The organism is Lentzea sp. NPDC055074, assembly GCF_053608005.1.
In genome coordinates this window covers 104,606-126,550 of record NZ_JBSGUQ010000007.1, presented here as the reverse complement: position 1 = coordinate 126,550, position 21,945 = coordinate 104,606, and the positions used below count along the sequence as shown (strand labels likewise).

General features: G+C 70.0%; 21 protein-coding genes. 15 read left to right on the top strand and 6 right to left on the bottom strand.

Annotation, left to right across the window (positions count from 1 at the left end; genetic code table 11):
* Nucleotides 1-4: 4 nt before the first annotated feature.
* Both ACWF7A_RS18480 and eat read right to left on the bottom strand, forming a co-directional pair.
* Entirely contained in the window at nucleotides 5-865 is an 861-nt protein-coding gene (locus ACWF7A_RS18480) for an IniB N-terminal domain-containing protein (RefSeq protein ID WP_452251658.1), read from the bottom strand.
* 184 nt (nucleotides 866-1,049) lie between these two features.
* On the bottom strand, nucleotides 1,050-2,474 hold the full coding sequence (eat, locus tag ACWF7A_RS18475) for an ethanolamine permease (protein ID WP_452251657.1): 1,425 nt from the start codon (nucleotides 2,472-2,474) through the stop codon (nucleotides 1,050-1,052).
* A gap of 111 nt (nucleotides 2,475-2,585) precedes the next feature.
* On the opposite strand from eat, the gene ACWF7A_RS18470 reads away from it, so the two are divergent.
* From ACWF7A_RS18470 to ACWF7A_RS18445, 6 genes are all read left to right on the top strand, one after another.
* Nucleotides 2,586-3,926 carry a glutamine synthetase family protein gene (locus ACWF7A_RS18470; protein WP_452251656.1) on the top strand — a complete coding sequence of 447 codons (1,341 nt, stop codon included), beginning with the start codon at nucleotides 2,586-2,588 and terminating at the stop codon, nucleotides 3,924-3,926.
* Nucleotides 3,913-4,605, top strand: coding sequence for a gamma-glutamyl-gamma-aminobutyrate hydrolase family protein (locus tag ACWF7A_RS18465; protein ID WP_452251655.1), 693 nt, complete (start codon nucleotides 3,913-3,915; stop codon nucleotides 4,603-4,605). The genes ACWF7A_RS18470 and ACWF7A_RS18465 overlap by 14 nt, the downstream gene beginning before the upstream one ends.
* Nucleotides 4,602-5,954, top strand: coding sequence for an aldehyde dehydrogenase family protein (locus tag ACWF7A_RS18460; RefSeq protein WP_452251654.1), 1,353 nt, complete (start codon nucleotides 4,602-4,604; stop codon nucleotides 5,952-5,954). The genes ACWF7A_RS18465 and ACWF7A_RS18460 overlap by 4 nt, the downstream gene beginning before the upstream one ends.
* A 35-nt stretch (nucleotides 5,955-5,989) precedes the next feature.
* A complete protein-coding gene (locus ACWF7A_RS18455) occupies nucleotides 5,990-6,757 on the top strand; it encodes a 3-oxoacyl-ACP reductase (RefSeq protein ID WP_452251653.1) in 768 nt (255 codons plus the stop codon).
* A 2-nt stretch (nucleotides 6,758-6,759) separates the two neighbouring features.
* Nucleotides 6,760-7,458, top strand: a complete 699-nt coding sequence (locus tag ACWF7A_RS18450; RefSeq protein ID WP_452251652.1) for a FadR/GntR family transcriptional regulator — start codon at nucleotides 6,760-6,762, stop codon at nucleotides 7,456-7,458.
* Nucleotides 7,459-7,645: 187 nt separating this feature from the next.
* Nucleotides 7,646-9,289 carry an AMP-binding protein gene (locus ACWF7A_RS18445; protein WP_452251651.1) on the top strand — a complete coding sequence of 548 codons (1,644 nt, stop codon included), beginning with the start codon at nucleotides 7,646-7,648 and terminating at the stop codon, nucleotides 9,287-9,289.
* 134 nt (nucleotides 9,290-9,423) lie between these two features.
* On the opposite strand, the gene ACWF7A_RS18440 is transcribed toward ACWF7A_RS18445, so the two are convergent.
* Together ACWF7A_RS18440 and ACWF7A_RS18435 are read right to left on the bottom strand one after the other, a co-directional pair.
* Nucleotides 9,424-9,960, bottom strand: coding sequence for a hypothetical protein (locus ACWF7A_RS18440; protein WP_452251650.1), 537 nt, complete (start codon nucleotides 9,958-9,960; stop codon nucleotides 9,424-9,426).
* A complete protein-coding gene (locus ACWF7A_RS18435) occupies nucleotides 9,957-10,271 on the bottom strand; it encodes a hypothetical protein (protein ID WP_452251649.1) in 315 nt (104 codons plus the stop codon). Before ACWF7A_RS18435 ends, ACWF7A_RS18440 begins: the two co-directional genes overlap by 4 nt.
* A gap of 139 nt (nucleotides 10,272-10,410) precedes the next feature.
* On the opposite strand from ACWF7A_RS18435, the gene ACWF7A_RS18430 reads away from it, so the two are divergent.
* From ACWF7A_RS18430 to ACWF7A_RS18390, 9 genes are all read left to right on the top strand, one after another.
* The gene (locus tag ACWF7A_RS18430; RefSeq protein ID WP_452251648.1) at nucleotides 10,411-10,902 is read left to right on the top strand and encodes a GNAT family N-acetyltransferase; all 492 of its coding nucleotides are present in this window, start codon (nucleotides 10,411-10,413) and stop codon (nucleotides 10,900-10,902) included.
* Nucleotides 10,903-10,935: 33 nt separating this feature from the next.
* Nucleotides 10,936-12,984 (top strand): threonine--tRNA ligase, encoded by a 2,049-nt coding sequence (gene thrS / locus ACWF7A_RS18425; RefSeq protein WP_452251647.1) that lies wholly within the window; start codon nucleotides 10,936-10,938, stop codon nucleotides 12,982-12,984.
* Nucleotides 12,981-13,529: an HIT family protein gene (locus tag ACWF7A_RS18420; RefSeq protein WP_452251646.1), complete on the top strand. Its 549-nt coding sequence runs from the start codon at nucleotides 12,981-12,983 to the stop codon at nucleotides 13,527-13,529. Before thrS ends, ACWF7A_RS18420 begins: the two co-directional genes overlap by 4 nt.
* 57 nt (nucleotides 13,530-13,586) lie before the next feature.
* On the top strand, nucleotides 13,587-13,766 hold the full coding sequence (locus ACWF7A_RS18415) for a hypothetical protein (protein WP_452251645.1): 180 nt from the start codon (nucleotides 13,587-13,589) through the stop codon (nucleotides 13,764-13,766).
* A gap of 278 nt (nucleotides 13,767-14,044) precedes the next feature.
* Nucleotides 14,045-14,884: a helix-turn-helix domain-containing protein gene (locus ACWF7A_RS18410; protein WP_452251644.1), complete on the top strand. Its 840-nt coding sequence runs from the start codon at nucleotides 14,045-14,047 to the stop codon at nucleotides 14,882-14,884.
* Nucleotides 14,885-15,328: 444 nt separating this feature from the next.
* Nucleotides 15,329-15,931, top strand: coding sequence for a phosphatidylinositol phosphate synthase (gene pgsA, locus ACWF7A_RS18405; protein ID WP_452251643.1), 603 nt, complete (start codon nucleotides 15,329-15,331; stop codon nucleotides 15,929-15,931).
* Nucleotides 15,928-16,830 carry a phosphatidylinositol mannoside acyltransferase gene (locus ACWF7A_RS18400; RefSeq protein WP_452251642.1) on the top strand — a complete coding sequence of 301 codons (903 nt, stop codon included), beginning with the start codon at nucleotides 15,928-15,930 and terminating at the stop codon, nucleotides 16,828-16,830. The genes pgsA and ACWF7A_RS18400 overlap by 4 nt, the downstream gene beginning before the upstream one ends.
* Nucleotides 16,827-17,939 (top strand): glycosyltransferase family 4 protein, encoded by a 1,113-nt coding sequence (locus ACWF7A_RS18395; protein WP_452251641.1) that lies wholly within the window; start codon nucleotides 16,827-16,829, stop codon nucleotides 17,937-17,939. Before ACWF7A_RS18400 ends, ACWF7A_RS18395 begins: the two co-directional genes overlap by 4 nt.
* 34 nt (nucleotides 17,940-17,973) lie before the next feature.
* Nucleotides 17,974-18,924, top strand: coding sequence for an NUDIX hydrolase (locus tag ACWF7A_RS18390; protein ID WP_452251640.1), 951 nt, complete (start codon nucleotides 17,974-17,976; stop codon nucleotides 18,922-18,924).
* On the opposite strand, the gene ACWF7A_RS18385 is transcribed toward ACWF7A_RS18390, so the two are convergent.
* Both ACWF7A_RS18385 and ACWF7A_RS18380 read right to left on the bottom strand, forming a co-directional pair.
* Nucleotides 18,884-20,929 (bottom strand): tetratricopeptide repeat protein, encoded by a 2,046-nt coding sequence (locus tag ACWF7A_RS18385; RefSeq protein WP_452251639.1) that lies wholly within the window; start codon nucleotides 20,927-20,929, stop codon nucleotides 18,884-18,886. The two genes, ACWF7A_RS18390 and ACWF7A_RS18385, sit on opposite strands and share 41 nt — an antisense overlap.
* Before the next feature lie 18 nt (nucleotides 20,930-20,947).
* Nucleotides 20,948-21,940: a TIGR03842 family LLM class F420-dependent oxidoreductase gene (locus tag ACWF7A_RS18380; RefSeq protein WP_452251638.1), complete on the bottom strand. Its 993-nt coding sequence runs from the start codon at nucleotides 21,938-21,940 to the stop codon at nucleotides 20,948-20,950.
* Nucleotides 21,941-21,945: the final 5 nt, after the last annotated feature.

The window sequence follows — 21,945 nt, the reverse complement described above, 5'->3', positions numbered from 1 at the left end:
CAGATCAGAGGCCGAGACCCAGGCCCTCGGTCAGGCCGCCGACGCCGTCGAGCAGGTCGAGGTCGGTGACGCCGCCCAGGACATCGCCACCCAGCACGTCGCCACCCAGCACGTCGCCGCCGAGGACGGTGCCGACGGTGCCGTCGACGACGCCGTGGACGGTGTCGTGCACACCGTTGACCGGCGCGACGTCCGGGACGACGTCGTGGACGAGGTCGGTGACGGTCGTGACGTCGGTGGTGACGGCGCCGAGCACGCCGGGCACGCCGTCGACGGAGACGACGTCGGTCACGCCGGTGACGGTGCCGATGACGCCGCCGACGTCCGCCACCCCGGTCACCGTGCCGAGCACGTCGCCGGTGCCGGCGAGACCCGTGACGCCGGACAGGTCGGTGACGTCGCCGAGGTTCGCGACGTTGCCGAGGTCCGCGACGCCGCCCAGGCCGGCCACGTCGCCGAGGCCGGGGACGCTGCCGGTGACACCGTCGAGGGTGTTCGACACGTCGCAGTGGCCGGACAGGTCGCCGGCGAAGCCGTTGGCGGCGTCGAGGTTCGCGAGACCCGTGAGGGCGTTGTAGGACGAGAGTCCGTCGACGTCCGCGATCGAGGCGGCGTCGAGCACCAGCGGGAGGATCTCGTGAACGTCACCGGGGGTGATGTCGCTCAGGCCGCAGGCACCCAGGACGCCCTCGGGGTCGAGGTCGAACGCCTGCAGGGCCGCCGGGTCGTTCAGGAGGTTCAGGGCGAACTCCTGCAGCGTGGCCGGCTGGGCCTCCTGCGGCACGGCCGCCGGGGTGACCGGGGCGGGCGCGGCGGGCTGGACGGGCTGCTGCGGCGTGGCCAGCTGGATGTCCTGCTGCATCATGGAGTGGAGCTCCTAGGCGGGGTCGGGGGATGTCGCCAGGAACCGTATTGAGATCAACATCCCCTCACATCGGGTGTGATCCCTAGACTTCGGGCGGCTGAAGTCCTTAGGGGCCGAAGGTCACCCGTTAGGGGGACGCGGCACCTCGTTAGGGGCACCGCGTCCACCCGAACCGCTCGCCTGCTCAGTCGAGCTCGGCCTCCGCCTTCGCAATCGCCGCGAACTCCTCCTCCGGAGCGTTCGCGACCAGGTGGTGTCGACTGTAGAACCAGTAGTACGCCACGGCGACGAGCACGATGCCCGCCGTCACAGCAGCAGCGACCTCGTCCACGAAGAACGTCGCGATGACGGCCGCGACGGCGAGAACGAGAGCCACGCTCGTGGTCACCACGCCGCCCGGAGTCCGGTACGGGCGAGGCAGGTCCGGCGCCGTCTTCCGCAACACGATGTGCGACACCATCATCAGCACGTAGGACAGCGCGGCACCGAACACCGCGATGTTGATGAGCCGCGCGCCACCGGTCACCGGGTCGATCGTCTTCATCGTCGTCGCCAGGACGAAGCCGATCGTGCCGGGCACGATCAACGCCAGGTACGGCGTCTTGCGCTTGCCGGTCTTCGACAGCCAGCGCGGCAGGTATCCCGCGCGGGACAACGCGAACAGCTGGCGCGAGTACGCGTAGATGATCGAGAAGAACGACGCGACCAGACCCGCGAGGCCGACGTAGTTCACGAGCTGCGCCAGGAACGTGTCCCCGCCGTAGGCCGCCCGCACCGCCTCGGGCAACGGGTTGCCGGACGCCTCCAACACCTTCGAGCCCGCACCGCCGGGCGCCACGAGCAGGATCGCCGCCGCGAACACCAGCAGCACGACCATCGCGCCGATGATGCCGCGAGGCATGTCCCGCTTGGGATCCCGCGCCTCCTCGGCGGCCAGCGGCACGCCCTCCACCGCGAGGAAGAACCAGATCGCGAACACGATCGCGCCCCACGCCCCGGTGACGCCCATCGGCAGGAACGAGCCGTCGCCGATGTCGAAGAGCTTCGCCGAGTCGAACTTCGGGATCATGCCCGCCACGAACGCGACCAGCGCCACCACCGCGACACCGGTGATCACGAACATCACCCGCAGCGCCTCGCCGACGCCGTAGAGGTGGATGCCGACGAACACGATGTAGCAGGCGAGGTACACCGGCCAGGTGGCGTCGAGCAGACCGAGAGCCTTGATGTAGTCGCCGATGAACACCGAGATCGCCGCGGGAGCGATGGCGTACTCGATCAAGATGGCGATCCCTGTCGCGTACCCGCCCAACGGGCCGAGCGCGCGCCTCGCGAATCCGTAGCCAGCGCCCGCGACGGGCAGCGCTGAGGCCAGTTCGGCGAGACCGAACACCATGCACGTGTACATCGTCGCCATCAGGATCGTGGCGACCAGCATCCCGCCCCAGCCGCCCTGGGCGAGGCCGAAGTTCCACCCGGCGAAGTCGCCGGAGATCACGTACGAGACTCCCAGCCCGGCCAGCAGGACCCACCCCGCCGCGCCACGTTTGAGCTGTCGGTGCTCCAGGTAGTCGCTGCTCACCTTCTCGTACTCGACGTGCTTGGCCATATGGACTCCTAATAGTCCTTTAAGCGGTGGTTGAGGGTGGCGCTCGTCACCCGGCGGTGTCAAGATGGAGCCGTCAATGGCTCGCAGACATACCTTTGGAGGAACGCGGAGATGCTGACCGTCGAGGAGTTGCGCGTGGCCGTGGACGCCGGTGAGATCGACACCGTCCTGGTCGCGATCGTGGACATGCAGGGTCGCCTGCAGGGCAAGCGGTGTGCCGCGCAGTACTTCCTCGACGAGGTCCTCGGCCACTCCGCGGAGGGCTGCAACTACCTGATGGCCGTCGACGTCGAGATGAACCCGGTCAGCGGCTTCGAGATGTCGAGCTGGGAGCGCGGGTACGGCGACTTCGTGATGAAGCCGGACGTCGAGACCCTGCGCCGGGTGCCGTGGCAGGAGGGCACCGCGCTCGTCATGTGCGACGTCGTCTGGGAGAACGGCGACCCGGTCGTCGCCTCGCCGCGCCAGGTCCTGCGCAAGCAGCTCGACCGGCTCGCCGCGCTCGGCCTCGACTGCTACGTCGGCACCGAGCTCGAGTTCATCCTCTTCGACGACTCCTACGAGCAGGCCTGGAACGCGGGCTACCGCAACCTCACACCGTCCAACCAGTACAACGTCGACTACTCGTTGCTCGGCACCGCGCGCGTGGAACCGTTGCTGCGCGCCATCCGCAACGGCATGACGGGCGCCGGCATGGTCGTCGAGTCGGCCAAGGGGGAGTGCAACCCCGGCCAGCACGAGATCGCGTTCAAGTACACGACGGCGCTGCGCACGTGCGACCAGCACGCGATCTACAAGAACGGCTCCAAGGAGATCGCGTCGCAGCAGGGCAAGGCGCTCACGTTCATGGCGAAGTACAACGAACGCGAGGGCAACTCCTGCCACATCCACCTCTCCTTGCGCTCCAAGGAGGGCGAGCCGGTCTTCGCCGAGGGCCACGGCATGTCGAAGCTGATGAAGCACTTCCTCGCGGGCCAGCTGGCCGCGTTGCGGGAGTTCACCTACTTCCTCGCCCCGAACATCAACTCCTACAAGCGTTACGTGCAGGGCTCCTTCGCGCCGACGGCTGTCGCGTGGGGACGGGACAACCGCACGTGCGCGCTGCGCGTCGTCGGCCACGGGCACTCCCTGCGGTTCGAGAACCGGGTGCCCGGCGGTGACGTCAACCCGTACCTCGCGGTGGCGGCGCTGATCGCGGCCGGCCTGCACGGCGTCGAGCAGGAGCTGGAGCTCGAGGACGAGTTCGTCGGCAACGCCTACGCGTCCGACCGCCCGACGGTGCCGACGACGCTGCGCGAGGCCGCGGACCTGTTCGCGGCCAGCGAGATCGCGCGGTCGGCGTTCGGCAAGGAGGTCGTCGACCACTACCTGAACGCGGCGAAGGTCGAGCTGGCCGCGTTCGACGCGGCGGTCACGGACTGGGAGAAGGTACGCGGGTTTGAGCGCCTCTAAGCCCCTCATCGGCATCAGCACGTACCTGGAGCGCACGCGCTTCGGGCACTGGGACGTGGAGGCCGCGGTGCTCTACCGCGGCTACCTCGACTGCGTGGTCCAGGCGGGCGGCAACCCCGTCATGCTGCCGCCGGTCGGCACCTGGAACGCCGAGACCCTCGGGTTCCTCGACGGCCTGGTGATCGCGGGTGGCGCCGACATCGACCCCGCCACCTACGGCGCCGAGAAGCACGAGCTGACCGGCGAGCCGCGCCGGGACCGCGACGAGGCCGAGTTCTCGATGGTCGAGGCCGCGCTGAAGCTCGACCTGCCGGTGCTCGGCGTGTGCCGGGGCATGCAGGTCCTCAACGTCGCGCTGGGCGGCACGCTGCACCAGCACGTCGAGGGCCACAATCCGGCGCCCGCCGTGTTCGAGCACACCGAGATCGCCGTCGCGCCGGGCACCGCGCTGCACCGCGTCCTCGGCGATCGAACGACCGTTCAATGTCATCACCACCAGTCGCTGGACCGGATAGCCGACGGCCTCAAGGTGACGGCGCAGGCCCCCGACGGCACGGTCGAGGCCGTCGAACTGGAGGGCGCGCGGTTCGTCGTCGGCGTCCAGTCGCACCCGGAGCAGGACATCGAGGACCTCAGGCTGTTCGAAGCACTCGTCGACGTTTCAAGGAGCAAAGCGTGACCTTCGACGTCATCAACCCGGCCACCGAGAAGGTCGTGCGGACCGTTGCGCACACCACTCTCGGCGACACGGACGCGGCGATCGGCCGGGCGCAGAAGGCGTTCGAGAGCTGGCGGACCGTCGCCCCCGGCGACCGCGCCCGGCTGCTGCGGAAGTTCGCGGAGATCGTCGACTCCCACGTCGAGGAGCTCGCGCTGCTGGAGGTCGAGAACTCCGGCCACACCATCGGCAACGCGCGCTGGGAGGCGGGCAACGTCCGGGACGTGCTGCAGTACTACTCGGCCGCGCCGGAACGCCTGTTCGGCAAGCAGATCCCGGTCGCGGGCGGGCTCGACGTCACGTTCCACGAGCCGCTCGGCGTCGTCGGCGTGATCGTGCCGTGGAACTTCCCGATGCCCATCGCGGGCTGGGGGTTCGCGCCCGCGCTCGCGGCCGGCAACACCGTCGTGCTCAAGCCCGCCGAGATCACCCCGCTGACCGCGATCCGCCTCGGCGAGCTCGCGCTCGAGGCGGGCATCCCCGAGGGCGTCCTCCAGGTGCTGCCGGGCAAGGGCAGCGTCGTCGGCAACCGGTTCGTCACGCATCCGTTGGTGCGCAAGGTCGTCTTCACCGGCTCGACCGAGGTCGGCAAGCAGATCATGGCGGGCTGCGCGTCGCAGGTGAAGCGGGTGACGCTGGAGCTGGGCGGCAAGTCGGCGAACATCGTCTTCGCCGACTCCGATCTGGAGAAGGCCGCCGCCACCGCGCCGTACGGGGTGTTCGACAACGCCGGGCAGGACTGCTGCGCGCGCTCGCGGATCCTCGTGCAGGCCGGCGTCTACGACCGGTTCATGGAGCTGCTGGAGCCCGCGGTCAAGGGCGTGAAGGTCGGCGAGCCCGGCGACGATGCGACCGAGATGGGGCCGCTCATCAGCGCGGCGCACCTGCGCAAGGTCGCGTCTTACGTCCAAGACGACGCCCCGATCGCGTTCCAGGGCGCCGCGCCGGAAGGACCGGGGTTCTGGTTCCCGCCGACGGTCCTCACACCCGCCTACGACCACCCGACCGTCTCCGAGGAGATCTTCGGCCCGGTCGTCGTCGTGCTGCCGTTCACCGACGAGGCCGACGCCATCCGGATCGCGAACGACTCCGAGTACGGCCTGTCCGGTTCCATCTGGACTCAGGACGTCGGCCGTGCGATCCGCGTCTCGCGGGCCGTCGAGGCCGGGAACCTGTCGGTGAACTCGCACTCGTCCGTGCGCTACTCGACGCCGTTCGGTGGCGTGAAGCAGTCCGGGCTGGGCCGTGAGCTCGGTCCCGACGCGCTCGACTCGTTCACCGAAGTCAAGAACGTCTTCATCGCCACCTGATGCCGGGCAAGTCCGAGCAACGAGGAGAACAAGAGATGGTGCAGCGACTCGAGGGCCGCGTGGCCGTCGTGACGGGTGGCGGCAGCGGGATCGGACTCGCGACCGCGCGGAGGTTCGCGAGCGAGGGCGCGAAGGTCGTCGTCGCCGATCTCGACCCCGCGTCCGGCAAGGCCGCGGCGGACGAGGTGGCCGGGCTGTTCGTCCAGGTCGACGTGACCGACGAGGAACAGGTCAAAGCGCTTTTCCAGACCACTGTGGACACTTACGGCAAGCTGGACATCGCGTTCAACAACGCCGGTATCTCGCCGCCCGACGACGACTCGATCCTCACCACGGGGCTCGAAGCGTGGGAGCGCGTCCAGAAGGTGAACCTCACGTCGGTTTATTTGTGTTGCAAGTACGCCATTCCGCACATGCAGGCCAACGGCAAGGGCTCCATCATCAACACGGCGTCGTTCGTGGCGACGATGGGCGCGGCGACGTCGCAGATCTCCTACACGGCGTCGAAGGGCGGCGTGCTCGCGATGTCGCGTGAGCTCGGCGTGCAGTTCGCGCGCGAGGGCATCCGCGTCAACGCCCTGTCTCCCGGCCCGGTGAACACCCCGCTGCTGCGGGAGCTGTTCGCGAAGGACCCCGAGCGCGCGGCGCGGCGGCTCGTCCACGTACCGCTCGGTCGGTTCGCCGAACCCGAGGAGATCGCCGCGGCGGTCGCGTTTCTCGCGTCCGACGACTCGTCGTTCATGACCGCGTCGAACTTCCTCGTGGACGGCGGCATCGCCGGCGCGTACGTGACACCGCTCTAGCCGTGGTGGAGCACGCGCAGGAGGCGTTGTTCCGCCCGGTGCGGGCGGGCAACGCCTTCGAGGAGACCGTCGAACGGCTCATGCAGTCCATCCGGCTCGGCGTCGTCGCGCCGGGGGAGCGGCTGCCGTCCGAACGGGAGCTGGCCACCCGGCTCGGCGTGAGCCGGGTGACCGTGCGCGAGGCCATCAGGTCGTTGCAGGAGAACCATTTCGTGGAGTCCCGAAGGGGACGGTACGGCGGCACGTTCGTCAACGAGGTGCTGCCGAAGTCCGCGCCCGGCAAGGAGTTCGGCGACCTCCACGACGTGCTGACGCTGCGCAGGGTGCTCGAGACCGGTGCCGCGGAGACGGCCGCGGGACGGTCGCTGGGCCCCGCCGAACGGCGCGGGCTGCGCGCCCGCCTGGAGGAGGCGTCCACTTCAACGCTCGCGGAATATCGGCGCAAGGACTCGCGGCTGCACCTCGCGATCGCCGAGGCCACCGGATCCGCGGCGCTGACCGCCGCCGTCGCCGAGTCGCGGATGCGCGCGAACGAGCTGCTGGACCACATCCCGCTGCTCGAACCGAACCTCGCGCACTCCAACGCCCAGCACGAGCGCATCATCGCCTCCATTTTGGACGGAGACCCCGTCACGGCGCGTCAGGCGATGGCCGAACACCTCGACGGCACCGCGTCGTTGTTGCGCGGCTTCCTGGTCTGACCGGTCAGACTCCGTCGATTGCAGCAGTGTGGGAGAGTGGCCAGGCAGGTTGCGGGCAACATGAAAACGTTTACAGGTTCAAATGTCCTGTTGTCATGCGAATTCCGCATGGGACAAGGCTTGGCCTGAGCCTTGCGGACAGTTACCGTCCGAATACCTCGGGGACTTGCAGCGCGAGGAGCTGTTGATGCCAGGGTTGCGCAAGGTGTTTCGCGACGCCATGGGCCGGGTGCACTCACTCCGTGTTCTGTCCGCCGCGGGCATGGTGAGTCTCACGAACTTCAGGATGTCCGTGGAGGCGCTCAGAGAGGTCAAGATCTGGGGGCCGAACGTGACGGCGCTGCGCCGTTCCGTCCGGCTGAACCCCGACGGCGTCGCGATCGTCGACGACCGCGGGTCGGTCACGTACCGGCAGCTCGACCGGCGTTCCAACGCGATCGCGCAGGGGCTGCGCTCGCTCGGCGTGCAGCACATGCACGTCGTCGCGCTGATGTGCCGCAACCACCGCGGCATGGTCGAGTCCCTGCTGGCGTGCGCGAAGCTCGGCGTGCGCGTGCTGCTCGTGAACACGGGCTTCGGCGCGCCGGTCGTCCTGGACCTCCTGCAACGTGAGCGCGCGTCAGTCGTCATTCACGACGAGGAGTTCACGCCGCTGTTCCACCAGCTGCCTCCGTCGATCCCGCGCTGGCTGTCGTGGTCGCGCGACGGGCTCGACCGTCGCACGCCGACACTCGACCAGCTGGTCGCCAAGGCGCCCCGCGGCGAACTGGAACCCCCGCGCGAACCGGGCGTCGTGATCCAGCTGACCTCCGGCACGACCGGCACCCCCAAGGGCACCGCCCGCGAGATCAAGTCGGTGCTCACCGCCTCGGACTTCCTCGACCGGATCCCGATGCGCTCGGGCGAGTCGACGTTCATCGCCGCGCCGATCTTCCACTCCGTCGGCTACTCGCACCTGACCCTCGCGATGTCGCTCGGCTCGCGCGCGGTGCTGCACCGCCGCTTCGACCCGCGCAAGACGCTGTGGTCGGTGCAGGGCCAGCGCTGCACGACGCTCGTGCTGGTGCCGACGATGCTGCAGCGGATCATGGAGCTCGACCGGCACGTGATCGACTCGTTCGACCTGTCGCACCTGGACGTCGTGTTCTCCTCCGGCGCCCCCATCGCGCCCGACCTCGTGCAGCGCACCCAGGCCGTCCTCGGCCCGGTGCTCTACAACCTCTACGGCTCAACGGAAGTCGCCGTCGCCACCGTCGCCACACCGGAGGACCTGGCGGCCGCGCCGTCCAGCGTCGGCCTGCCGCCGCACAACTGCGTGGTGCGCATCTACGACGACGAGGGCAACCGCGTCACGCGGTCGTTCGTGACGGGCAAGATCTACGTGCGCGGCTCCCTGACCGTCGACCTGTACACGGACGGCTCGCAGAAGGAGTCCATCGAAGGGCTCGTCGCGACCGGCGACCTCGGGCACTTCGACCCCAGCGGCCGGCTGTACTTCGACGGCCGCGAGGACGACATGATCGTGTCCGGCGGCGAGAACGTGTACCCGGTCGAGGTCGAGAACCTGCTCATGACGCACTACCGCGTGCGCGACGCGGCGGTGCTCGGCGTGCCGGACCCCGAGTACGGGCAACGGTTGCGCGCGTTCGTGGTGCCGGTGGCGGGGACGCGGATCGACGTCCGCGAGCTGCGCGAGTTCGTGCGCACCCGGCTGGCCCGGCACAAGGTGCCGCGGGAGGTCGTGGTCGTGCCGCAGCTGCCCCGCAACGCGACCGGGAAGGTGCTGCGGCGCCAGCTGCTGGCGATCAGGCTCGGGCCGCAACCGCACTGACGGATGGGCGGAACGCACGCCACCGCAGAACGAGGGGACTAATCCGGCGGGGGCGCGCGTTCCTGGTCTTGGGGAGCGCACGACCCGTGTCGGTCGTCGGGGAATCGGATGACACGGGTCGTGCGCTCGGTCGGTCACCGCTCGAAGCGGTCACCCCTGTCGCCGCGATCGCCGAACGGACCGCGCTGCTCGAAGCGGTCGTTCCCGCGATCCGGTCCGCGTTCGCCGCGCTCGTACATCCGCACCTGGCCGGGTCCGCCGCGGTGGTCGAACCTGTTCGCGGCGACCGCTCCCACGATGCCGCCGCCGAGGACGAGCCCGAGCAGGCCCACGGCGACCAGCTGGGTGGCGCGGTGGCGCACGAAACGCCTGCCTCGGCCCGGAGACGCTGGCACGGCGGCCACGGGGGCCGCGGGTGGAGGAGGCGGTGGTCCCGTCGGTGCCTCCGCGGTGGTGGCGGTGGCGGGTGCGGGTTCCGCGGGTGCGGGCTGCGCCGCGGGTTGCTGGGCTGTCGGTTGCTGGGCCGGAAGCTCGGCGGTCGGCTGCTGACCAGGTGTGGCCGGTGCTTCGGCCGGCAGCGGGGTCGTCGCCTGGTCCCGTGCAGGCTGGGCGGCCTGCGGTTCGTCTCGTGACGGCTCCCTCGGTGGAGGCGTCTGTCCCTGCTCGCTCATGTCCTCAACGATGCGCCGTTCGGCTGAGCTGGGGCTGACAGCCACCTGTTCGTTTCCTGAAGCCCTCCAGGATCGCGCTGGGAGTTCATCACGGGCCTGGAACCAGCGAAAACGTGCCGCTGGTCGGCGTAGGTGGCGCCGAAGAGCTCCTCGTCGAGCACCCCGGTCCACAGGAAGTGCAACGTCGTGCGCGTGCCGTCGCGGGCGTCGCGGCGGGCGTAGTGGTCGCGCAGATCGGCGTAGAGGAGGCGCAGTTCGTCCCGGTTGGACTCGGTGAGGCGGACCGGGCATTTGACGACCAGGTCGTACATGTCGGTGCTCCATTCGGCGGGCCGGGGACACCAGCGTGCTCGCCCCGGGCTCTCGGTCGCATCCGAAAAACCACTCAGAAGCGTGTACGTAGGTGTCGCGCCGAGAATCCGGTTGCGCCGACCGGCTTCAATCGGGGGCATGGAACTCGTACCCCTGCGCAGGGAGTTCGCCGCCGCGATGGCCACGGCCAGGCCGAACGACGCCGAGGTCGACCGGCTCACCGGCACCCACGCGACGTTCACGCTGGAGGACTACGAGGCGTACATCGAGCGCACGCTGAACGACCCGAACCGCTACACACGTGCGATAACGGAGGACGGCGAGTTCCTCGGCGAGGTCGTTCTCACCGTCAACCCGCCCAACCGGTCGGCGGGCCTGCGGATCGCGATGTGGGACGGCTTCGGCAAGGGGTACGGCTCGCTCGCCGTCCGGCACGTCCTCGACCACGCGTTCGGCGAGCTCGGCCTGCACCGGGTCGACCTGGAGGTGTACGACTTCAACGACCGGGCGATCCACGTCTACGAGAAGCTGGGCTTCCGCGAGGAGGGCCGGTTGAGGGACGCCCTGCTCTGGGACGGCGTCTTCCACGACGCGATCGTCATGTCCATCTTGAGCACCGATAACATCTGAACCGCAATCATCATCTCTGATCTAGGAGTCACCGTGTCCGAGTCGCGCCCAGCAGTCGCCCAGAACCCGCCGCGCGTGGTGGTTCCGGCTGGGACGACGGCGGGCACGGCCGTGCGCGAAGCCGGCCTGCCGGGCAAGGGCTCCGACGCGATCGTCGTCGTGCGCGACGCCGAGGGCCACCTGCGTGACCTGTCGTGGACCCCGCAGGTGGACGTCGAGGTCGAGGCCGTCGCGGCCGACACCGAGGACGGCCGCAGCGTCGTGCGCCACTCCGCCGCGCACGTGCTGGCGCAGGCCGTGCAGCAGCAGTTCCCCGAGGCCAAGCTCGGCATCGGCCCGCCCGTGAAGGACGGCTTCTACTACGACTTCCAGGTCGAGAAGCCCTTCACCCCCGAGGACCTGCAGGCGCTCGAGAAGCGCATGAAGCAGATCATCAAGTCCTCGCAGCGGTTCTCGCGCCGGGTCGTCGAGTCGGTCGGCTCCGCGAAGACCGAGCTCGCGTCCGAGCCGTTCAAGCTCGAGCTCGTCGACATCAAGAGCGACGTCGACACGAGCGAGGTCATGGAGGTCGGCGGCGGCGAGCTGACGATCTACGACAACCTCGACCCGCGTTCCGGTGAGCAGGTCTGGGGCGACCTGTGCCGCGGCCCGCACGTGCCGACGACCAAGCACATCCCGGCGTTCAAGCTCACCCGCGTGGCCGCCGCGTACTGGCGCGGCAACGAGAACAACCCGCAGCTGCAGCGCATCTACGGCACCGCGTGGGAGTCGCAGGAGGCGCAGGACGCGTACCTGGAGCGCCTGGCCGAGGCCGAGCGCCGCGACCACCGCAAGCTCGGCGTGGAGCTCGACCTGTTCTCGTTCCCGGACGAGATCGGCTCCGGCCTCGCGGTGTTCCACCCCAAGGGCGGCATCATCCGCAAGGCGATGGAGGACTACTCCCGCCAGCGGCACACCGAAGAGGGCTACGAGTTCGTCTACTCGCCCCACATCACCAAGGGCAACCTGTTCGAGGTCTCCGGCCACCTCGACTGGTACAAGGACGGCATGTACCCGGCGATGCACCTCGACGCCGAGCTGAACGAGGACGGCACCGTCCGCAAGCCGGGCCAGGACTACTACCTCAAGCCGATGAACTGCCCGTTCCACGACCTGATCTTCAAGTCGCGGGGCCGTTCGTACCGCGAGCTGCCGCTGCGCATGTTCGAGTTCGGTGGCGTCTACCGGTACGAGAAGTCCGGTGTGGTGCACGGCCTGACCCGCGTGCGCGGCATGACGCAGGACGACGCGCACATCTTCTGCACCCGCGACCAGGTGCGCGACGAGCTGAAGTCGCTGCTGACGTTCGTGCTGGACCTGCTGCGCGACTACGGCCTCGACGACTTCTACCTGGAGCTCTCGACCAAGAACCCCGAGAAGTACGTGGGTGCGGACGAGATCTGGGACGAGGCGACGGAGACCCTGGCGTCGGTGGCCCGCGAGTCCGGTCTGGAGCTCGTGCCCGACCCCGGTGGCGCCGCGTTCTACGGTCCGAAGATCTCGGTGCAGTGCCGTGACGCGCTGGGCCGCACCTGGCAGATGTCGACGATCCAGCTCGACTTCAACCTGCCGGAGCGGTTCGAGCTCGAGTACACCGGGCCCGACGGCTCGCGCGTGCGCCCGGTCATGATCCACCGCGCGCTGTTCGGTTCGGTGGAGCGCTTCTTCGGCGTGATGACCGAGCACTACGCGGGCGCGTTCCCGGCGTGGCTCGCGCCGGTGCAGGTCATGGGCATCCCGGTGACGTCCGAGAACGCCGACCACCTGTTCGCCGTTCGCGAGGTGCTGCGCAAGAAGGGCATCCGGGTCGACGTGGACGCCTCGGACGACCGCATGCAGAAGAAGATCCGCAACCACACCATGCAGAAGGTGCCGTTCATGCTCCTGGCCGGCGCCAAGGACGTGGAGGCGAACGCGGTGTCGTTCCGGTTCCGCGACGGCACGCAGATCAACGGCGTGCCGGTGGAGCGGGCCGTCGAGCAGATCGTCGAGTGGGTCGGCCGTCGCGAGAACGCCTCGCCCACGGCGGAACTGCTCTCGTGACGCCTGAGTTCTCCGAGCAGGCCGGTGTGGGGGTCCACGACGCGTTGCAGCGTCTGTGGACCCCGCACCGCCTGTCGTACGTGCAGGGCGCGGGCAAGGCCGACGGTGACGAGCCCGCCGGCTGCCCGTTCTGCCGCGTGGTGGAACTGTCCGACGAGGACGGTCTGATCATCGCGCGCGGGGCCGAGGTGTTCGCGCTGCTGAACCTGTACCCGTACAACCCCGGCCACCTGATGGTGCTGCCGTACCGGCACGTGGCGGACTACACCGAGCTGACGGTCGCGGAGACCGCCGAGCTCGCGGCGTTCACGCAGAGGGCCATGAAGGTCGCGCGGCACGTGGCGTCGCCGCACGGGTTCAACATCGGCATGAACCAGGGCGTCGTCGCCGGCGCCGGGATCGCCGCCCACCTGCACCAGCACGTGGTGCCGCGGTGGGGCGGGGACGCGAACTTCATGCCGGTCATCGGGCACACCAAGGTGCTGCCGCAGCTGCTGGGGGAGACCCGTCAGCTGCTGGCGGACGGCTGGAAGGCCGTCGACTGATCGCTTAGCGGTGCTTATCTGTTGACTTTCGATAGATCGCAGGCGACAGTAGGGCCTATGCCTCGCCTACTGCTGCCCTTGATCGGTTGCGTCCTCCTCGCCGCGCTCGGCGTCGGCGCGCTCATGTACGCCCAGTACGACGATGCCCCGGGCCTCGGGCTCATCGCGTTCGTGCTGATTTTCGGTGCCATCGCTCTCGCTGTTCGCGCGGTATTGCGAGCTAAACGAGGCGTTTAGTCGGCGTGCCCGTGATTGAAAGCCGTACTAATTCTTGGACAAAAGAGTGACAAAAACCACTCACGTTGTCCTGCCTGGACAATCAAGGTTGTTTCCACATGGCAAGTAATAGGTTTCGGTTGCTTCTTTCGGGTGCATTTGACCAGTCGATCGAGACGTAACAGCAGCACAAAGCGATTCCAGGTAGGTGAGATCACCCACCTGGAGGTGTCAACTGCGAGTCAAGTCCCCGCCTATGGCCGATCGTCTCACCGTGTGCGAATGGTTACGGTGCGAACATGACCGCACCTGAGCGTTCGCGATTAGCGAGAGAGCGGCTTTCGCGTGAACTACGCCGGTTGCGCACCGAGGCGAAGATGACCGGCACGGCCACCGCCCGTGCCACCGGGATGAGCCAGTCAAAGCTGTCGAAGATCGAGAACGGCATGCTGCTCCCGTCTGTGACGGACGTGGAGCGTCTCGTGGCGGAACTGGCCGCCGCGAGGGAGACGCGCATCGAACTGGTCGAACTCGCCAGGTCGCTGCACGCGGAGGCGGAGACCCGCCGCGTCGTGCTGCACCGAGGAGCGCACCGCCACCAGCAGACGATAAGCCGTGTGGAGGCGCGGGCCGCGACGTCGAGGTTCTTCCAGGTCAACCTGGTGCCCTCGCTGCTGCAGTCCGAGTCCTACCTGCGGATCGTGCTGGGGACGATGCCGCATTCGGAGCAGGAGGCCGCGGTGGCCGCCCTGCGCACCCGCCGTTCCCGGATGGACGACCTGGCGAAGCAGTTCGTGTTCGTGCTCAACGAAAGCGCGCTGCGCTGGCGGATGGGCTCGGCCGAGTTGATGGCGGAACAGGTGGAACACCTGGCCGCGATCCAGCGCCGCCCGAACGTCCGTCTCGGCGTGGTGCCGTGGTCGGCCGACGCGAACGTCGTCGCCCTGCACGGATTCCACATCTACGACGAGCGCGTCGTCACGGTCAGCGTGCTGACCGGCAACGCCACCATCACCGACCCGTTGGACGTGCGGGAGTACCTCGCGCTGTTCGGGCGGCTGGAGCGGCTGGCGGTGCGAGGGGAGGAGTTGCAGGGGTTGCTCAAGCGCATCGCCGAGGACCACCGCCGGCTCGGGTAGTACGCCGCGGCCGGCGAGGGGTCCTGGGGGAAGGATCCGAGGAGAGGGGGCGGGCGGGCTGTTCGCGGGTGCCGGGTGGCGCCTGACGGCCCGCCTCCCGGCTTCGGCCGGAAGCGGGGGTTCGTGTGGTCGCCGTCGCTCGGCTGCCCTGCGAGGGTCCGCTCACCGGTGCCTGCCGCCCCGCTTGTCGGTCGTCCTATCCGTCTGCTGTCCCGCCCGTCTGCTGTCCCGCCCGTCGGTCGTTCCGCTTGTCGGTCGTTCCGCTTGTCGGTCGTCCTACCCGCCTGCCGTCCCGCCTGTCTGCCGTCCCGCCCGCGCCCACGCGCGTGATTCCCGGACGTTCCGCGTCAGGTCCGCCCAGCGGGCACCCATCCCCGCCGATCCACCCGTCGCGCCTCACCCGCGAGCGGTGCGTTTCACCAGTCCAGCTAGGCTGCGACTGCCATGCTGAACATCTTCGCTCGCGCGTCCGTCTCGCGCGTCACCGATCCGATCGGGGCGTGGCTGCTGGCGCGTGGCCTCACGCCCAACGCCGTGACCGTGGGCGGCACGATCGGTGCCGTCGCGAGCGCGCTGTGGTTCATTCCCCGCGGGCAGCTGTTCCTGGGCTGCGCGCTGGTGACCTTCTTCGTGCTGCTCGACCTCATCGACGGCGCCATGGCGAGAGCGCAGGGGCCCACGAGGTTCGGGGCCGTGCTCGACGCCACCTGCGACCGCATCGCGGACGGGGCGTTGTTCGCGGCGCTCACCTGGTACGCGTTCGACACCGGTGACCGGTGGACGGCGGCGGCCGGGTTCATCTGCCTGGTGGCCTCGCAGGTCATCTCCTACGTCAAGGCTCGCGCCGACGCGTCCGGGCTCTCCGCGGACGGCGGGCTGGCCGAGCGGGCCGAGCGGTTCATCGTCGCGCTGATCGGCGCCGGGGTGCAGGGGCTGGGTGTGCCCTACCTGATGGCCATCTCGCTGTGGCTGCTCGCGGCGATGACGGTCGTGACGGTGCTGCAGCGGATCCTCGCCGTCGCGAAGTCCGCGCGGGAGGCGGCGTGAACCTCGCGACCCTCGGGTACAGCGCCGGGTGGCGGCTGATCCGCCTGCTGCCGGAGTCGTGGGCGCGCGGGCTGTTCCGGGCCGGCGCCGACTACGCGGTGAAGCGCGGTGGCGCGAGCATCGAGCAGTTGCGCACGAACCTGAAGCGCGTCGTGCCGCAGGCCGGTGAGGACGAGCTCGACGACATGGTGCGCGACTCGCTGCGGTCGTACGCGCGGTACTGGTGCGAGGCGTTCCGCCTGCCGTCGATGGACCTCAAGGCGGCCTACGAGAAGTGCGACTCGCAGGTGTCCGGCGTGGAGAACCTCGACGCGGCTCTCGCAAACGGCACCGGCGCGGTCGTGGCGCTGCCGCACAGCGGCAACTGGGACATGGCGGGTGTCTGGCTCGTCGGCCACTCCGGCACGTTCACGACGGTCGCCGAGCGGCTCAAGCCCGAGTCGCTCTACCGCAAGTTCGTGGAGTTCCGCGAGACGCTCGGCTTCGAGGTGCTGCCGCTGCACGGCGGCGACCGTCCACCCGCGACGGTGCTGGCCGAACGCCTGCGCGCCAACAAGGTCGTGTGTCTGCTGGCGGACCGGGACCTGACGTCGTCCGGTGTGCCGGTGACGTTCTTCGGCGAGCAGACCCTGATGCCCGCGGGCCCGGCGCACCTGGCCTCGACGACGGGCGCCGCGCTGCTGCCGGTCGGCTGCTGGTTCACCGAGGACGGCTGGCACTTCCGCATCCACCCGCCGATCAAGGTCAGCAACGTCCAGACCGCCACGCAGGCCGTCGCGGACGTCTTCGCCGCCGACATCGCCGCGCACCCCGCCGACTGGCACATGCTGCAGAAGCTCTGGCTCGCCGACCTGCCGGAGAAGCGCCGCGCCGCCCTGGCCAGGAGGCTCGCCCGGTGAAGGTCGGGATCGTCTGCCCGTACTCGCTCGACGTGCCGGGGGGAGTGCAGGCGCACGTCGTCGACCTCGCGCGCGCCCTCATCGGCCTCGGGCACGACGTCAACGTCTTCGCGCCGGCCGACGACGACCAGGCGCTGCCGCCGTTCGTCACCTCCGCCGGCCGCGCGGTCGCCATCCCCTACAACGGGTCCGTGGCACGCCTGAGCTTCGGTCCGGTCTCCTACGCGCGGGTCCGCCGCTGGATCGACGAGCACCAGTTCGACGTCCTGCACCTGCACGAGCCGACGGCGCCGTCCCTGTCGTTCCTGGCGCTGGTGGTCGCGGACGGCCCGATCGTCGCCACCTTCCACACCTCGACGCCGCGCTCCAAGATGCTGTCGGCGTTCCAGCCCGTGCTGCAGCCGTTCCTCGAGAAGGTCACCGCCCGCATCGCCGTCTCCGCGCTCGCGCGGCGCGTCCAGGTCGAGCACCTCGGCGGCGACGCGGTGGAGATCCCGAACGGCGTCGACGTCGACTTCTTCGCCTCCGCGTCCACTTTGGACGGCTACCCGCGCTCCGGCGGCACGATCGGCTTCGTCGGCCGCTACGACGAACCGCGCAAGGGCATGCCGATCCTGTGGGAGGCGTTCGGCCTGATCGCCGACGAGTTCCCGGACGTGCGCCTGCTCGTCGTGGGCCGCGGCGACAACCCGTTCGACGGCCCGCACTCCGACCGCGTGGACCTGCTCGGCCAGGTCAGCGACGAGGACAAGGCCCGCATGCTGCGCTCGCTCGACGTCTACGTCGCCCCGAACACCGGCGGCGAGTCGTTCGGCATCATCCTGACCGAGGCCATGTCCGCCGGCACCGCCGTGGTGGCGAGCGACCTCGACGCGTTCCGCCGCGTGCTCGACGACGGCAAGGCGGGCGCGCTGTTCCCGGTCGGCGACGCGCACGCCCTGGCCGACGCGCTGCGCTCGGTGCTGCGCGACTCCGCCCTGCGCGCCGAGTACGTCGACCTCGCCTCCCAGCGGGTGCAGGCGTTCGACTGGTCGGTCGTCGCGAGCCAGGTGCTGCGCGTCTACGAGAGCGCCATCGCCGCCGACCCGCGCCGGGTGAGCGAGGCATGACCACGTTGATCATCCGATCGGACACCGGCCAGCCATGACCACCGCCGTCGTCGTTGTCGTCCTGACCCTGCTGTTCGCCGCCTGGGTCCTGTCGATCGCGAACCGCCTCGACCGCCTGCACGTCCGCACCGACGCCGCCTGGGCCGCGCTGGACGCCGCCCTCGCCCGCCGGGCCGTCGTCGTCCGGGCGCTGCTGGACCCCGCGCTCTCCGCCGCCGCGTCGAAGGCCGAGGCGGCGTCCCGCGCCGACCGCGAACAGGCCGAGAACGAACTCTCCGGCCTGCTCGGCGCCCTGGACCGCTCGGCCGTGGCGCAGGCACTGGCCTTCGAGCTCGCCGACGCCGAGGAACGCGTGGTGCTCGCCCGCCGCGTCCACAACGACGCCGTCCGCGACACCCTGCTGCTGCGCCGCCGCCGGGTGGTCCGGTGGCTGAGGCTCGCGGGCACCGCTCCGCAGCCGTCGTACTTCGAGATCGCCGAACCCACGGCCCCTTCCGACGCGGTGATGCTCAAGCCCCGCCCGTCCGCACGGGTGGTCCTGACCGACGCCGGGGGCCGCGTGCTGCTGTTCCACGGCTTCGACCCCGCCCGCCCCCAGGAGCTGTTCTGGTTCACCGTCGGCGGCGGCGTCGAGGAGGGCGAGGAACTGCGCGAGGCCGCGGTCCGCGAGGCCTTCGAGGAGACCGGCCTGAAGCTCACGTCCGAGGAGCTGGTCGGCCCGATCTGGCGTCGCCGCGCGGTGTTCAGCTTCGACGGCGAGACGTTCGACGCCGAGGAGTGGTTCTTCCACGCCTCCGTCGAGGGCGACCTGACGATCGACACGTCGGGGTTCAACGACGTCGAGGAGACCAGCATCTCCGGCCACCGCTGGTGGAGCGCGGAGGAGCTGGAGTCCACAGAGGACACGGTGTACCCGGTGCAGCTGGCCGAACTGCTGCCCGCGCTCAGCCAGGACTGGGACGGTCAGACCCGTCCTGTGCGCTGACGTCGCGCCAGTGGTCGAGCTTCGCCCGGGTGGAACGCACGTCGGGATGACGCTCGCCGAGCACCCTGATCTGGTCCGCCAGCAGGATCTCGAACTCCTCCACGGCCTCGGTGTGCCGGCCTGAGAGCCCCAGGTGCTGCGCGAGGCTCCACCGGTTCAGCAGCGTGCGCTGGTGGTCCGGGCCGAGCACCCGGAGCTGGTCCTCCAGCAGGTCTTCCAGCCGGTCCGCCGCGTCGTCGATGTCGCCGGCGGAGGCCAGGACGGCGGCGAGGCCGTAACGCGCGTCCAGCGTCCTCTCGTCATCGGGACCCACCGCGCGTTCCAGGTCGCGCACCAGCATCTCGAAGGACTCCACCGCACGGTCGTGGAAACCGGCCTTCGCCTGCGCGTACGCGAGGTTGTGGCGGGTGGTCCAGGTGATCGTGTCGTGCGGGCCGAGCACCCGCACCTGGTCGAAGTACAGGTCGCGCAACGCCTTGGCCGCCCGCGCCCGGTCACCCGACTCGCCGATCCAGTGGGCCAGGTTGTTGCGGACCCTCAGCGTCTCGCGGTGGTCCTGCCCGAACACCCGGGTCACGTCGTGGAGCAGGCCCTCGTACTCCCGCAGCGCCCCGGCCGCGTCGCCTCCCTCGCCACGCCAGGCGGCCGCGTTGTTGCGGCTGAGCAAGGTGTCGAGGTGGTCGGGACCCAGGTTCGCCGACGCGGTGGCCCGGAGGTCGTCGAAGTACCGGGCGGCCTCCGCGTGGTGGCCCGACTCGCCGAGGCTCCGTCCCGCGCGGAACAGCACGAAGTGGGCGGTCGGGCTCCACAGGCGGGTGCCGCCCGCGTCGGCGAGCGCCTTGGCGTTGGCTCGCAGCACCTGACCCCGCAACGGATCCGTCACGCCGTCCGGCCACGCCTGCTCCAGCGCGTCCGCGGCGGCCCTGACCACCGCGCCGGCCCGTTCGCCCGACAGGGCCTCACGGGTGGCGCGCTGCACGAGCGCGTGCACCCGCACCGACCCCTCGCTGAAGCCGACGAGGCTCAACCGGTGCAGGCAGCTGAGCCCGTCGCGGGCGTCGAGCTCGTCCACGCCGAGGAAGGCGAGCATCACCGGCGTGGTGAAGACCGCGACCGGGATCCCGTTGGGGTCCAGCACACTCGCGACGTCGAGCAGCGGCCGTACCACCGCGGTCCGGGCGAGCCGGTCGGCCTGCTCGACCGCGAGCGACCAGGTCGCCGCGCTGGGGTCGAGCCGCCGCGGCAGCAGGGCCCGGTACTGCGCGCACGACACGTGCTCGTCCAGCATGTTCGCCGCGGCCTGGGCCAGCGCGACCGGCAACCCGCCGAGGTCGCGCACCAGCCCGTCGTCGTCGAGCAGCTCGGGCCGGTCGGCCAGAGCCGTGCGCAGGTAGGCGATCCCCTCGGCCTCGGTGAACGCCTCGACGTCGACCAGCCTGCGCTGGTGCCCGCGCAGCACGGCGTCGCGGCGCAGCGTCGTCACGACGACCTGACCGTTCGCCGGAGGCCACAGGTCGTCGAGGTCGGCGGGCGTCCTCAGGTCGTCCAGCACCACGAGCCACGGTTCGTGCGTGCCCGCCAGCCACTCCAGGAACGTCCGCGCGCCCCGCTCGGGGTCCTCGACGCCGAACAGCTTCGCGGCCACGTCGGCGTACCCGGCGACGATCGCCTCGCGCGAGCTCGCCGTGACCCACACCAGCAGGTCGACCTCACCGGCGGCCCACTCCCGTTCGGCGTGGTCGGCGGCGAGCTGGCTCTTGCCCACCCCGGACAGTCCGGACAGCACCGTCACCGGCGCGCCGAGGTCGGCGGACCGCTGCTGGAACGCGGCCGCGCGCGGAGGCACCAGGCCGCACCGCAGCGGGAGGGTGGCCCGCTGCGGAACGGGGTGCTGGTGGTGGTGGAAGTCGCCGGTGAACGCGCCGACCTGCAGGACCATGCCGCTCACGTCTCCGTGCACGGTGTTCTCCACGGACTGCGCGGGCAGGTCGGCGTCGTCAGGCATCAAGAACCATTATCACCACTAGACGGCGGGGATGACCGCCGACCCGTAGGCGTCCCGCGTCTTGTCCTTCTCGTCGTGCATCAGGTAGAGCGCGAAGTTGTCGACCCCGATCTCCTTCAGCTCCTGCAACCGTTCGACGTGCGCCGACTCCGGCCCGACGAGGCAGAACCGGTCCACGATCGCGTCCGGCACGAAGTCCGTGGACCGGTTGCCCGCCTTGCCGTGGTGGGAGTAGTCGTAGCCCTCGCGGTCCTTGATGTAGTCCGTCAGGGTCTTGGGCACGGCGCCCGAGTCCCCGTACCGCGCCACCAGGTCCGCGACGTGGTTGCCGACCATGCCGCCGAACCACCGCAGCTGGTCGCGCTGGTGCGCGAGGTCCGTGCCCACGTAGGCCGGTGCCGCCACGCACATCGTGATGGCCGACGGGTCCCGTCCGGCGGCCTGCGCGGCCTCGCGGACCGAGCCGATCGTCCAGCGGGCGATGTCCGGGTCGGCGGTCTGCAGGATGAAGCCGTCGGCCTGCTCGCCGACCATCTTCAGCGCCTTGGGACCGTACGCGGCCATCCACATCTCGAGCTTTCCGTTGCGCACCCAGGGGATCTGCACCGCGGTGCCGTGGTGCTCGACCTCCCGTCCCTCGGCCAGCTCCTTGATCACGTGCATCGCCTCGCCCAGCGTCGCGAGCGTCGCGGGCTTCTGGCCGATCACGCGGCGGGCCGAGTCACCCCGGCCGATGCCGCAGACGGTGCGGTTGCCGAACATGTCGTTCAGCGTCGCGAACAGGGAGGCCGTCACGGACCAGTCGCGCGTGGACGGGTTCGTGACCATCGGGCCGATGATCAGGTCGCGGGTGGCGGAGAGCACCTGCGAGTAGATGACGAACGGCTCCTGCCAGAGCACGCAGGAGTCGAACGTCCAGCCGTAGCGGAAGCCGCAGTCCTCGGCCGCCCGGAGGCCCTCCACCACGTCCCGCGCCGGCGGGTCGGTCTGCAGCACTACACCGAAGTCCACGGGTG